The following is a 12935-nucleotide window of genomic DNA, read 5'->3' as shown; positions in this document are numbered from 1 at the left end:
CCGCTTCACGCGCCTGTGCAGGCAACTGCGTGACGGGACTCGAACCCACGACACTTGAAGATCACCAACAGCATCCCGATTACGGGCCAGAGCCGATGACCGTACAGACCCGGAGAACGGCACCACTGCGGTCGGCCAGCATCGGCGTCGACCGGCCGCAGCGCCGGCGAGCGCGACAGGCAGAGGCGCTGTTAAGCCAAGCCCGCCTGTCCGCACGTGCATGCGGGATGGTCCATTGACGAGCCGACAGATCCGACCGGTCGGTCCGGGGCGTCGGGCAGAGGACGGCTCGGGTTCCTCAGCGGGACTATCACGCGTGTCGTCGCTGTCAGTAGTCGATGTTGATGGCGGCGATGAGGGTGCCGGCGCTGTCGGTGGCGATGGACGGGCCGGCGTTGCGGGAGGTGGCGTGGGTGAGCGCCTCCTTGTGCTTGGGGCTGTTGAACCAGGCGTCGATGAGCTGTTCCGGGGTGGTGCCCTTGCCTCCCTTGTACAGCACCTCGTAGCCGCAGTGGGTCAGGGTGTGGTTCGCCAGGTTCTTCTGTGTGCAGGCGTCGGCCTGCTGGATCTCGTTGCTCCTGGGGTGCACCTCCGCCAGTCCCATCGCCTTGCGTCGTTCGTTGAGCAGGTCCAGCAGTTTCGACTCGTCGGCCGTCAGTCCTGCCGGGATCGGGGCCGGCGGCCGAGTGGTGCGTGATGGTGTCGGCGAGAGCGCCGGAGACGGTGCGGCGGTCGACGGCCGGAGGTCCTTGCCCTTGCTCCCGTCCGACGGCGCCGAGGAAGGCGTCACGGTTGAGGGAGATGCCGAGGCCTCCGAGGGCGAGGCCGCCGCGGGCGGGGCGGAGGAAGGGTCGGCCGAGCCGGGGGACGGCGAGGCTGACGTCTCCATGGGTGACGTCGGCACGGCGGCCCCCGACGTGGTGGTCGCCGTGGCGTCTTCGCGGTTCGCGAAGCCGATGCCCACGAGGAGGCCGACGCTCAGAATTGCCACTGTGCCTGCCGCGATGGCGGGGACAGGGCCGACCTTGCGGCGGCGCCTCGCCCTTCGCTGCGCGCTGTTGCGCGGTGCTGGCTGTTGATCAGGCATGGATGGCTCCCAGGTGCGAGTCGATACCGATGCGGGTCCGGCTCCTACGGGGCTGGACTGTCACGCCACCTCGTCGGTGACGGTGTCGAGGGGATACGGCTTTCGGGGGTGGCGGACACGGCGTGGCCGCCCGCCAAGGGGAGGGCCTCGGGCGTCCGCGGGGCGGCTGTCCTGGCCGTGCGGTGAGGGGGGGTTTGCCGTGAGAGCCGTCAACCGCCTGGCAGGTTGGTGGCGGCGTCGAGCCGGGCCGGCACCTGGGTGGGGGGCATCGGGGGCGCGGTCAGCAGCACCCCCGCGTAGAGGGCTGTGGCGATACCCATGACCGCGAGGATGCACAGCCAGCGGACCCCCAGGAGCGCGGGCAGGGTGAGCAGCTCGCGGACCGAGCCGCCGTAGGACGGGGGTGCGCTGAGGCGCCGGTGTCTTCGTCGGTGCTTCATCGGCGTCTGCGCCTGCCCGCGGGGCGGGTCCGGGCCGGGTGGGGCACCCGGGTCGGCGCCGTGACTGTCCGGGTGAGGCCGATCCGGTCCCGGTAGTCCATCAGCTCGCGCGGCATGTCGAAGGCCACGGCCGCGACGAGTTGGGCGCCCTGCGGGGTGCTGCGCTGATAGGCCGCCACGAACCGCTCGGAGCGGATCGACCCCGCGACGATCTCGATCCGTTCCCCCAGGGCCGGAGCCCCGACCGCCTGCAGGCGCGTCCCGTGCTGCTCGGACCAGAACCGGGGTACCGGGGTGAACGCGAGCGCGTCCTCGGGTCCGCGCAGCAGCGAGTCGGCTGCGTGCTGGCCCATCTCCACCGCGTGGATGAGGTGTTCGACGCGGCGCGGGGTGTCGTCGAACCGGGGGTTGGGCCAGCGGGCGACGTCCCCGGCCGCCACGATGCCGGGGACGGGCCGGCCGGCCGCGTCCGTCGCGTGGCACGTGGTGCCGCACAGGACGCCGTCCCGCAGGTCGAGCCCGCTGCCGTTCAGCCAGTCCGTGCGGGGGACGCCGCCGAGGCCGAGGACCACGAAGTCGGCCTCGACCGTCTCGCCGTCGTCCAGGCGCAGCAGCAGTCCGGAGCCTGTGTCGGTCCAGTCGGTGATCCGGGTGCGCAGCCGTACGTCGACGCCGGCGCGGCGCTGGATGCCCTCCACCACGGCGCCCAGCGCGCCGCCCAGTACCCGGCCGAGCAGCGCGGTGCCCTGGACCACCAGGGTGACGTCCATGCCCTGGGCGCGGGTGGTGCAGGCGAGTTCGCAGCCGACGAAGCCGCCGCCGAGGATCACCACGTGCCGGGCTCGGGCCGCGCGCATGGCCTCCCGGATCGTGGCCGCGTCCGCGAGTGTGCGCAGGGTGCGGATCCGGTCGCTGGGCAGCGGTGTCTCGGGCAGCCGTCTGGCGTCGACGCCGGTGGCGATCACCAGGCCGTCGTAGCGCAGGTGTTCGCCGCCGCGCAGTACGACGGTCTTGTCCGCGGGGTCGAGGCTGATCAGGGGTGAGCCGAGCAGCCAGTGGGCGTCGAGGTCGTCGTCGGTGCGGAGCAGGAGGTCCTCGTGGTCGAGTCCGTCTGTCAGGAACTGCTTGGACAGGGGTGGTCGGCTGTACGGGCGGTGGGGTTCGTCGCCGATGATGACGAGTTCGCCGTCGTAGCCGCGGGCGCGCAGGCGGGCGGCCGCGCTCAGGCCGGCCGGTCCGGCGCCGGCGACCACGATCCTGGCCGGGGCGCCGCTCGTGCGGGGGGCCGGGGCGGGGGCCGGGCGTCGGGGCGTCGCGAGGGCGCCGGCGGGGCCGGCGCGGCGGACGGCGATGGCCTGCATCGGGCAGCAGCGGGCGGCCTGCCGGGTCCGGGCGGCGAGCGGGGCGGGCACCGTCGCCGTGTAGTGCAGTGACCCGCCGTCGGAGATCCGGAAGACCTCGGGGGCCTCCTGCTGGCAGATGCCGTAGATGTGGCAGCGGTTGTTGTCGACGCTGACGCGGACGGGCTCGCTCTCCGCCACCGGCTCGGGCAGGGCGGGCGCCGGGAGCGGGCCCGGTGTCGGGAGCGGGAGGGGTTCCGAGGGGGGCGGCGGGGGCGGAAGTGGAGCCGGCCGGGGGAGCGGGTGGGCGTGCTGCGGGGTGGTGGCGAGGCCTGGCGTGGTCGACGCCGGTTCGTCGAAGAACGGCTGCGGCGGTGCCCACGACGGCGGGTTGGGGGCGTTCAAGGTCTCACCTCGGTGTTCTTCCCACGCGGTCGAAGGTCTGTGCGTCCGGCGGCATCTCGCCGGTCATCGGTTTGCGTCCGCGGGGCGGGCGAACGAGCCCGCGCGGAGTCTGGACTGCGAGGGGATGATCCGGATGGTGAAGGCGAGCAGGCAGGTGCCGGCACCCACGGCGACCGTCAGGGCGACCGGGTCGAGGTGCCTCGGCTCCGGGTGGACGGTGAAGACGTGCAGCCAGATCAGTCCGAAGGCGGCGTAGGCGAGCTGATGGACTTTCAGCCAGCGCCGGTATCCGAGGCGGCGCTGCAGCCACACCGAGCAGCCGACGGCGATCGCCAGCTCGGTGCCCAGGATGCCGAGACCGACCGGGACGCGCTGGAGGTCGCCGGTGAAAGGGACGGCCAGTTCGACGGCGCCGATACGCCATACCGGCTGGTAGAGGAAGGTCAGCCCGTGGATCGCGCCGAAGATCAGGGCGGACAGCGCGGTGGTCATGTGGGCGCCGTAGACGGTGGCGCGGTTGACGGCCCGATGGAAGTACCGCATCCGCAGGACCACCCCGAGCACCACTGCGGACACCGTCAGGGCGTAGGCGGTCAGCGCGGTCAGCCGCGCCAGGTGGTGGACGCCGTCGTCGTACGTCACGTGCCGGAGGTAGGCGTCCAGCGGGGAGCCCGGGACGGGCGCGCTGGGCCGCATCGCGTCAGCAGTCATGGTCATGGGTCCTTGGCTCGTGTCCGCTCGGTGCGGCGGCAGTCGCCGGGCAGGGGCCGGTATGAGGTGGCAGATGAGTGCGGGCCGTGTCCGGGAGGTCCCGGGCACGGCCCGCAAGGGGGTGCCGGGGGTCAGCCGCAGGTGAGCTGGGGGTTGGCCCAGTCGGCGTGGTCGTGGTTGATGTCGTCGCCGCCGTTGGTGACGACCAGGCGCAGCTGCTTGCCGCCGGTGAGGTCGGCGGTGAGGTGCTGGACGGGTGAGCTGCTGGTGAGGGTGCCGCTGTCGGCGACCTTGGTGGTGTCGCGGTAGATCTCGAAGCTCACGGAGCCCTTTCCGTGGGTCTCGTCGTCGAGGCCGACGTCGACGGTGAGGGTCTTGCAGGTGCCGGCGAGGTCGTAGGTGATGGTGCTGGGGGCGTGGGCGCCGATGCCCTTGGGGTAGGCGGTGCCGCGGATGGTGAGGGTGCGGCCGTCGCCGGCGGCCTGTTCGCCGTTGCTCTTGTTCTTCTCGGCGGGGCCCCAGCCGCTGGTGGCGGCGGTCCAGGCCGAGTCGGTGAGCGAGCTGGTGCGGCCGGGCGGGGTGGTCGGCGGCACCGGCGGGACGGGCGGGACGGGGGTGGGGGTCGGCGGAACGGGGGTGGGATCGGCGGTGCCGGTGGTCGGCAGGGTCCACTTCTGGTCGGGGGTGCCGGTGCAGTCCTTGGTGCTGGTGGTGGTGTCGGCCGCGGCGGTGAGGCAGAGTCCGGACTGGTTGTTCTTGAAGGTCTTGGCGGTGGGGTCGTAGGTCCATTGCTTGGCGGGGTCGGTGACCTTGCCCTGGGCCTTGCTGTCGCCCTGGCAGGCGCCGGCGGCGGTGGCGGGGCCGTTCGCGGTGAGGCAGTTGTCGGACCTCAGGCGCAGGGTCCGGTCGGCGGAGTAGACCCAGGCGCGGTCGGCGGCGGTGGTGTTGCAGTCGGACAGTGCGGCTTTGCCGCCGCCGGGTGCGCGCAGGCACTTCTGGTCGTTGCGGACCAGGCCGCGGGTGCTGTTGCCGGTCGCGGTGCGGTGGACGGAGCCCTGTGCGGTGGTCTCGACCTTGGCGGCCGAGCCGCAGGTGCCGTTGACGCTGCTGCCGGAGACCTTGGCGGTGACCGTGCCGCCGTTGCCGGTGGGCGGTGCGAAGGTGACTGCGGCGGCGGGCTGGTTGAAGCAGTTGGACGGGGACTGGCTCCACTCGAAGTACTCGGTCCAGTCGATCATGCCACCCGAGTTGATGCCGGTCGCCACCCTGCCCTTGGCCGCCTTGATGGTGCCGACTTCGGTGCTGGTGTTGGTGGTGGCGTCGGTGACGGTGGCGGTGAACCAGCCGTCACCCTTGGGGGCGAGGCTGAACTTGTAGGTGTGGCCGGCCGTCCAGTCCACGTGCGCCTGGCAGTGCTGGCCCTCGCCCTCCCCGCCGAACGCCTCGCAGGTGCTGTCGGGGCCCTTCTTCGCGCCGTCGGTGTCCCACACGGAGAACAGGAGCGTTCGCTTCTGGCCGCCGTTGCTCTGCATGCCGAAGTAGGCGCCCTGGCCGTTGTCGAACGAGAACTGGTGGCTCCAGAAGATGTTCGCCGTGTAGCCGGGGTCGAACTGCGGCGTGGTCGTCCAGGTGACGTCCTTCAGGCTGCCGGTGCCCGACGGGAAGCTGTAATAGGTGTACGTGCCGGGGGTGGGTCCGGCGGCCGCCGTGGAGGCGAGCATCGCGGCGCCGCCTCCCGCCACGCCGAGAGCGGCGACGAGGCCGACGACGACGCGGCGGCGTTTCTTCTGACGGTGACTGGCCACGGTGCACACTCATTCCGGATTGCGGACACGAACGTGTCCTGCGAAGGGCCGGGCGCACCGCGAGGGCATCTGCGGTACGCCCGGGCGTCGCCAGCCCTTCCGGAGCAGGGGGAAGACCGGGAGCCGGGACGTGATCCTCGAATCGGCTGGCGGACAGACGGGCCTGGTGCACCCGGCTTGGCCTGCGCCCGAGGCGAATTATCGTAGGAGGGCTTCAGCCCGCAACCTCCACGTGAACAGAAGCCGCTGACGGAGTCCTAAGGTTCCGCGGACTTTCAGGGGATCGCCGGTCGCCGAAATGGCGCGTCATTGCAGATCGGTCGGGTCGAGACAGTGCTCGCAGGGGTCGGGCGGGGCCGTCTGCGGCGCTCGAGGGTAGGTCATCGTTCCCCTAGTCGGTCTCCTGTTCCCCGCTGGCAACCACGGGCATCCCGGCGGCACGGTCCGCGGCCGCCTCTGGAACGCGTCAACGGGATCCCTGGTCCGATGAGGGACATCAGCAGCATTCCCCGGTGTGTGGGCTCGGCGCCCGCGTGCAATCACCTGTTCCGCCACCTGTCTATGAGCCGGGCAGGTATCGCGTCAGTGCCGAGCCGACGGTCTCGGCAGGGCGCGCGGCCGAGCGGTCCCCTCACACATCTCGGCCACGACCGCCCGCGCACAGCGACCGCATTGGCCCCCACTTCGGTCGCGTGGTGTCCAGGACCTCGTAGGCCCGGGTCGTGTCCCCCGAAAGTGGTGTAGCCGATCAAGGCTGAGGTGTACGCGGGCTCGCCCTCGGGGCGCACACCAGCGAGGGTCCTCTGCTCCCTGCACATGAAGAAGCCACCGTTCAACTCTCATTATTTGAAGGGTAGTTCAACGAGGGAGATGCGCGATGGCTCTGCCCAGTCTGACCTACTGCGTGCGCTGGAGTCGCTACGCTCGGCGGACGGACTCGAACTCGCACGGTCGGCCGCGCCAAGACGCTCAGCGCCCATGCCGGGACTCTGGACCTTACGATCCCCGTACTGCGCCGAGCCTGCAGAGCGCCGGCGCCGGATCGGCCAGGCCTTGATCTCGAGGTTGACCTGCTTCAGCGAGTTCGTCGACTGGATCTTCTTCCATAGGGCTCGCACGACCCATGCGAATCCATGCGGATCGCCCGTTGACTTGTGCCCTTGCGTGCTGGAAACTCTGCGCACTGGCGGTGAGCTGCAAAGCTGCCAGCGCGGTTGCCGGCCGTCGCCCACCTTGCTACAGGCGTCGGCCTCGGTGTCTGTCCCCTCACCTTACAGCGCGGCGTCTGCGGTACAGAGTTGCGCCGAACGGGCCGGACGGACAAATCCCGCCACCACCGACTTCATACGTTGAGGCCCTTGTCTGCCTGGAGGTGTTCGAGGATTCTCGTCGGCTTCAGTGGGACCCACCTCGCCCGTGCCGCGAGCGTCCCATTCACGTGCTGTGTCCGGCGGGTCCGTCCGCCCGCCGGACACAGGTGTCGGCGGGGTTCCAGCCCAGCCTTCTCGTAGTCCTCGATGGCCCGTTTGCCGACCTCGCCGCCCATCCGTGCGCCGCTGAAGCCGATCCTCGGGACCAGGTTGGCCCTGTCGCAAGCGAACGGGTCGGCGCCAGTCACGCAGATCTGGTCCGTCGGGAACAGGACCGTCCGCACACTGCCCGCGCTGTCGCGGCACGGGCCCGTCGACCTGCAGGGAAGAACAGAGGAACCCCATGACCACGACAGCACCCAAGGCTCCTGGCTCGATAGCAAATGAAAACTGGCTCGCCCGACTGGCGCTGCGATTCACCGCTCTCACCGAGAAGTGGTTGCCCGACGCACTGGGCTTCGTCCTGGTGGGCACATTCTTGATCTTCGCATTCGGACTCGTGTCCGGTGAGAAGTTGCTCGGCGTTCCGGCCAACCCTGCGGCGACGAGCGGGTTCGGCCTGATTGACGCATGGGGACAGGGATTCTGGTCCCTCATCACGTTCACCCTGCAAATGGCGATGATCATCATCTCTGGCTACGCTGTCGCGGTCTCCCCGCCGGTCGGGCGCCTGATCGCCCGACTGGCGGCCCTGCCCCGGACACCGCGTGGCGCCATCGCGTTCACTGCCGCTGTCGCCATGCTCACCGCCTACGCGAACTGGGCGTTCAGCCTCATCTTCACCGCCATCCTCGCCAAGGAGGTCGCACGCCGAGTCCCCGGCGTGGACTACCGCGCACTCGGCGCGATGGCCTTCCTCGGCCTCGGCACGGTGTGGGCCCAAGGCCTGTCCGGGTCGGCAGCGTTGCAGGTGGCCAGCGCCGCATCGAGCCCACCGCCCGTGCAAAAAGTCATCGCTGAGGGCCGCGGCAGCGGGCTGATCCCCCTCACCGACACCATCTTCATGTGGCAGGGCATCGTGGCAACGGCGATCATCTTCGTCATCGCTGTTGGCATGGCCTGGTTCCTGGCACCCACACCAGAACGTGCGAAAACCGCGGAACAGCTCGGGATCGACCTGGGCCCTCGCCTCGACGAGCAGCGCCACGACAGCCGGCGGACCCGGCCGGGCGAGTGGATCGAGTACAGCCCGGTCTTCGCCATCCTGCTGTTCGCATTCGGCGCATGGTACCTCGCACGGCGTTTCGCGAATGCTGCGGGCAATCCGCTCAATGCGCTGGACCTGAACACCATCAACCTGATCCTCATCCTGCTGGCGCTCATCCTGCACTGGCGGCCGGCCAACCTCGCCCGCGCCGTCAAGGAGGGTGCACCCGCGGCCTCTGGTGTCCTGCTCCAGTTCCCGCTGTACGGCGGCATCTTCGGCATGATCGCTTACACCGGCCTGCACAAGACCATCGCCGACTGGCTCGTGTCGGTGTCGAACGACTTCTTCTACCCGGCCGTGATCGCGATCTACAGCTGCGGCCTCGGGGTGTTCGTGCCCAGCGGTGGCAGCAAGTGGGTGATCGAGGCACCCTACGTCCTGGGGGCGGCCAACCAACTCCATGTGAACCAAGGGTGGATGGTCGTCGTGTACGACCTCGGCGAGGCCAGCGCCAACCTGCTGCAACCGTTCTGGATGCTCCCCACGCTTGCGATCCTCGGGCTGAAGGCGCGCGACATCATGGGGTACACGTTCGCCATGTTCCTCGCTCTCTTCCCCGCCGTACTGCTGCTCGTCACCGTGTTCGCCCGCACACTCCCCTTCCCCTAATATTCCAGCAGCGGTTCGCCATTTGGGCCGGTCAGAGGCCGTGTTTTGAGTCCAACCTCAATCCTGCATGACGGCTCGTCAGCTCGGCTGGCGGGCCGTTTCTGCTTGTCCGGGCCGGGTCTTCTGCCTGTAGAGACACCGAGGGCCCAACTGGCGCGTCGGATGGGTGCCGGGTTCCACGACCCCGAAAGTGTCCACTGCTCGCCGGGATGGGGTGATGTCGCTGGTCAGCCGGGGTCCGGCAGGGCGTGCAGGCAGGCGGATGCGCTGGTGATCGTGTCGGTCCAGGGCCGGTGGCGGGCCAGGCGGAGGTAACGGCGGCGGCCGGTGGTGACGAGCTGGGCGGCGGCGGAGAACAGCCGCAGCCGCATGCGCTTGGGCTCCCACCGACGAGCGTCGCCGGTCAGCGCGAGCATGGGCATCCAGGCGAGTAGGTCGAGCGCGAGTTGGACGATCTCCAGCCAGACCTGGTTCTGGGTGGCCTGATGGAGGGGCAGGTTGCACAGGCCGGTGTCGCGGACGGCGCGGATACGGTCCTCGGCGCGGGCGCTGGCGGTGCCACAGCTCCAGGTGCGCGATCAGGGTGCCGGTGGTGTTGGTGGCGAAGCAGGTCAGGCGTATGCCGTCGGCGTCGGTGAAGCGCAACTGGGCTCCGGGGTGGGGCCGTTCCTTGCGGACGATGAGCCGCATCCCCTTCGGCCAGCCTTTGAGGACGCCGCCTGCGAGTTCGGCGACCCAGGCGCCGTGGCGGATCTCGCCGCCGGGTTCGACGGCCGGGGTCCAGGCCGAGGCCGGGACCTTCAGCACGGCCTTGCGGTTGACGTCGGTGATGGTCATCCCGACCAAGTAGGACAACCATCGGCCACGTGCGGTAAGCCAGTTGAGGAAATCGCGGGTTCCGCCGGCGGAGTCGATGCGGATCAGGGTTCGGCGTCCGCGCCGGTACCTCTTCAGCAACTGGGCCAGAGCCAGGCGGGCCGCCTCGAGGTGGTCGGCGGCCGTGCTGCTGCCCGCGCTCCCCGGCCGCAGCAGCACGGCGACCGGCTCTCCAAATCCCTCGCGGCCGTGGTCGACCAACGTGAACAGCGGGTGATGCCCGAACGTCTTCGTCCGGCGCTTGAGCGGGAGCGGCATGGACGGGCCGACGAGTGCGCTGTCCCCGCGAGGCCGACGCTGACGGATCCGCACCGGCACGCAGTGCCCTCAGCTTCGCCACCGCGGGGGCGGCCAGGGCCCCATCGAAGTCGCCGCACCGCCCTGCCAGGTCCACAGGCCGCAGAGAGACCAACCGCCAGCGGCAGTGGCGGGGGGGCAGCCAGGCAGGTCAGGGACAGGATCAGCGTGCGCACCATGCCGGGCGGCGCCTGCCGCGTCGACACACGGCAGGCGCATGGTGTCGACCTGCAGGGCGCCGAAGCCCCCGTCTCACGGTGCGGGACGCCGGCCTTCTTTCTGTTATCGGCTCTGCCGCGCCGACTCTCCCAGTCGTGGCAGACCTGACCGGGATGCCGGCCGACCACGACAGGCCCGTACACATCACTACCGGGCGCGCGTGTGAGCAGGACCCGTGGCTGCGGCCGGGCACGACAGGCGCACACCGTCAGGCACCGCGGCACGGCCTGGCCCACCCTGGCCCACCGGTCCCGTCTGCGCCCCACGTCCACAGATGCGACGGCCCGTGACAACGACCGACAGCGACACACCGCAGGAGAGAACGTGACCGAGCCCATGGACCCCGAGACGGCAGACGCCGAGCTCACCCGCCGGATCCGTCTGGGCCACCCGGCAGCGGCGGCCGAGATCCTGCTGCGCCACCGAGAGGCCGTCCTCGCCCACGCGCGCCTGTACTGCCCCGACGAGCAGGATGCGCAGCACCTCACCAGTGAGGCGTTCACCCGGACCTTGGACGCTGTCCGCTCCGGCGGCGGGCCGTCCGCGGCCTGGCGTCCCTACCTGGCGACCGCGGTGCGGCGCACCGCCACCCAGTGGGCCGTCGGGGACCGCGGACCGCGCCTGGCGGCCGGCTTCACCGCTTGGCTCGCGTCGCTGCCCGGGGCCGAGGAACCCGAGTGGGCAGCCGTCGGTGCCGAGGAGAAGTCCGTTATGGTGCGCGCACTGCGGAGCCTGCCCGAGCCGTGGCAAGCGGCTCTGTGGCAGGCGCTCATCGACGGGGTCGCGGAGCCGGGCGCCCCTGTCGGGGTAGCGGCCTCCGTATTCGAGATCGCACGCAGGGGCCTGGGGGAGGCGTACCTGCAGGTGTTCGCGCAGACCTCGGACCGGGCCTGCCGCCACCTCGCCGCGGTGCTGGGCGACGCCGCCCAGGGCAAGGCCTCCCATGACAGCCTTGACCGGCACACCGCCACGTGCGGGAAGTGCAGCCGGGCCCGGGCCGAACTCACGGCCGTGTACACCGGGGAGTGGGACGTCCTGTACGCCGCACTGATGCTGTGGCCCGCGGGCCCACTTCCCGAGGCAGCCACCGCGACCGTCTCGGGCAGCGGAACGTTCCTACTGTCACCGACGGCTGCAACTGCCGGGCATGCCGTACCGCACGACGTCGGGGACCGGCGGCGCGACCGCAAGCGCGCGCTGGCCCTGTGTATCGCCGTGGCGGTGACGACGGCCGCGGCGATCGTCGCTGCCCCCTTTGCGAAGAGCGACGCGCACCGCACCACGCCCACGCCCACGGCCGTCGCCGCAGTCCCGCCCGGTGTGGTGCCGGCAGGCGCGGCGGCGCCCACCGCGGACGCGTCACCGACCCACACGCACACCCCCACCGTGGGCACCGCTCCGCTGAGCACCGCCCCCGTCGCCTCCCGCGGCCCCTCCCCCAGCAGCCGGCCCCTGGGCTTTCGGCTCCTCAACACGAGGGCTGGGCTGTGCGCGGGCCCACGGGACCCAGCCGGAGCCTTCATCGAGCTCCAGGCCTGCACCGGCGACGCGTCCCAGCGCTGGGAACGCATCGCCGCCGGCGACGACACTTATCAGCTGCGTAACACCGGCACCGGCAAGTGCCTCGACGGCACCACCGGCGGCGGCAACGCGGTCAAGGTTGTCCAGGCGGCGTGTCTTCCTTCCTCGGACCGCGAGGTGCAGCGGTGGAGGTTCCGTGCGGAGGCGGACGGAGCGTCGTTCCGTCTGCTCTTCGTCCCGGCTGTTCCATCCAGCGATTACCCCGTGCACGTACTCGGCCCGCAGGACTGGACCAACGGGCATCCACCCGGCAACGGCACCGGCCTCGCCCAACTGCCCGACTACTACAACTCCCCCAGCTTCACCTTCACCGCCGACCAGGGACCTTGACATCCTCCGCCGACTGAAGCCGGGGGATTCCGGCCGCGCCTGCGGCGCGGGGCTCGCGCCCCGCACGGCTGGCGTTCCGGAGGGTACCCCGTTCAACGGGCCGTGCCTGGTGTGGGATTACCACACCAGGACTGACCGGCCCTCCAGGGGCGTTTAGCCTTTCCGCCCGCCCGGCGGCCAGGACGTTGCGAGCAGCGTTGAGGTCACGGTCATGCAGCACACCACACGCGCTACAGGCCCACTCGCGCACCGCGAGGGGCTTGGGGCCGTCGCGGTGCCCGCATTCGCAGCAGATCTGCGAGGACGGGAACGCGCGGTGCACGATGCCGATGACGCGCCCGTACCGGGCGGCCTTCTCCTCAAGGAGACGGCGGAAGGAAAACCATCCGGCATCGTGGACGGACTTGGCCAGAGGGCCACGGCCGAGGCCGCGCACGTCGAGATCTTCCAGGTATACCGCTTGGTTCTCGCGGATGATCCCGGTCGTCTGCTTGTGTAGCCAGTCCGTGCGGGTGTCGGCCACCTCGGCGTGCGCCTTGGCGACCTTGCGCCGGGCTCTGGCCCGCAGGGCTGTTGCAAAGTCCCAGCGAGCGTATGAGTCCGCAGGTCATAGCGGGGTGAGAGGCGGGAGTCGACCCGTCACGTACGCATCGAAGCT

At 70.7% G+C, this 12935-nt stretch carries 9 protein-coding genes and 1 pseudogene; 2 read left to right on the top strand and 8 right to left on the bottom strand.

The annotated features are described in order from the left end of the window. Nucleotides 1-328 precede the first annotated feature (328 nt). The 6 genes from ACIOFR_RS41010 to ACIOFR_RS40985 all read right to left on the bottom strand — a co-directional run bounded on the left by ACIOFR_RS41010 (nucleotide 329) and on the right by ACIOFR_RS40985 (nucleotide 7406). The gene (locus ACIOFR_RS41010; RefSeq protein ID WP_401005751.1) at nucleotides 329-790 is read right to left on the bottom strand and encodes a hypothetical protein; all 462 of its coding nucleotides are present in this window, start codon (nucleotides 788-790) and stop codon (nucleotides 329-331) included. 506 nt (nucleotides 791-1296) lie between these two features. Continuing rightward, nucleotides 1297-1527, bottom strand: a complete 231-nt coding sequence (locus ACIOFR_RS41005) for a hypothetical protein (protein WP_401005749.1) — start codon at nucleotides 1525-1527, stop codon at nucleotides 1297-1299. Continuing rightward, entirely contained in the window at nucleotides 1524-3272 is a 1749-nt protein-coding gene (locus ACIOFR_RS41000; protein ID WP_401005748.1) for an FAD-dependent oxidoreductase, read from the bottom strand. Before ACIOFR_RS41000 ends, ACIOFR_RS41005 begins: the two co-directional genes overlap by 4 nt. Before the next feature lie 63 nt (nucleotides 3273-3335). Continuing rightward, entirely contained in the window at nucleotides 3336-3989 is a 654-nt protein-coding gene (locus ACIOFR_RS40995; protein ID WP_401005746.1) for a ferric reductase-like transmembrane domain-containing protein, read from the bottom strand. A 125-nt stretch (nucleotides 3990-4114) separates the two neighbouring features. After that, nucleotides 4115-5788 carry an NPCBM/NEW2 domain-containing protein gene (locus ACIOFR_RS40990; protein WP_401005745.1) on the bottom strand — a complete coding sequence of 558 codons (1674 nt, stop codon included), beginning with the start codon at nucleotides 5786-5788 and terminating at the stop codon, nucleotides 4115-4117. A gap of 1342 nt (nucleotides 5789-7130) precedes the next feature. After that, nucleotides 7131-7406: a hypothetical protein gene (locus tag ACIOFR_RS40985; protein WP_401005743.1), complete on the bottom strand. Its 276-nt coding sequence runs from the start codon at nucleotides 7404-7406 to the stop codon at nucleotides 7131-7133. 95 nt (nucleotides 7407-7501) lie between these two features. Here ACIOFR_RS40985 and ACIOFR_RS40980 point away from each other — a divergent pair, with 95 nt between their 5' ends. After that, nucleotides 7502-8974 carry a short-chain fatty acid transporter gene (locus ACIOFR_RS40980; RefSeq protein WP_401005741.1) on the top strand — a complete coding sequence of 491 codons (1473 nt, stop codon included), beginning with the start codon at nucleotides 7502-7504 and terminating at the stop codon, nucleotides 8972-8974. A 227-nt stretch (nucleotides 8975-9201) separates the two neighbouring features. On the opposite strand, the pseudogene ACIOFR_RS40975 reads toward ACIOFR_RS40980, so the two are convergent. Beyond that, a pseudogene (locus ACIOFR_RS40975) lies at nucleotides 9202-10081 on the bottom strand (IS1380 family transposase); the annotation flags it as partial. 609 nt (nucleotides 10082-10690) lie between these two features. Between ACIOFR_RS40975 and ACIOFR_RS40970 the strand changes: the two are divergent. Next, nucleotides 10691-12277, top strand: a complete 1587-nt coding sequence (locus tag ACIOFR_RS40970) for an RICIN domain-containing protein (protein WP_401005739.1) — start codon at nucleotides 10691-10693, stop codon at nucleotides 12275-12277. Here ACIOFR_RS40970 and ACIOFR_RS40965 read toward each other — a convergent pair. Beyond that, the gene (locus ACIOFR_RS40965) at nucleotides 12255-12800 is read right to left on the bottom strand and encodes an RNA-guided endonuclease InsQ/TnpB family protein (protein ID WP_401005737.1); all 546 of its coding nucleotides are present in this window, start codon (nucleotides 12798-12800) and stop codon (nucleotides 12255-12257) included. The two genes, ACIOFR_RS40970 and ACIOFR_RS40965, sit on opposite strands and share 23 nt — an antisense overlap. Nucleotides 12801-12935 lie beyond the last annotated feature (135 nt).

It is taken from the genome of Kitasatospora sp. NPDC088346 (genome assembly GCF_044740765.1).
In the GTDB taxonomy this organism is placed as follows: Bacteria; Actinomycetota; Actinomycetes; order Streptomycetales; family Streptomycetaceae; genus Kitasatospora.
This window is presented reverse-complemented; position numbering and strand designations above follow the sequence as displayed.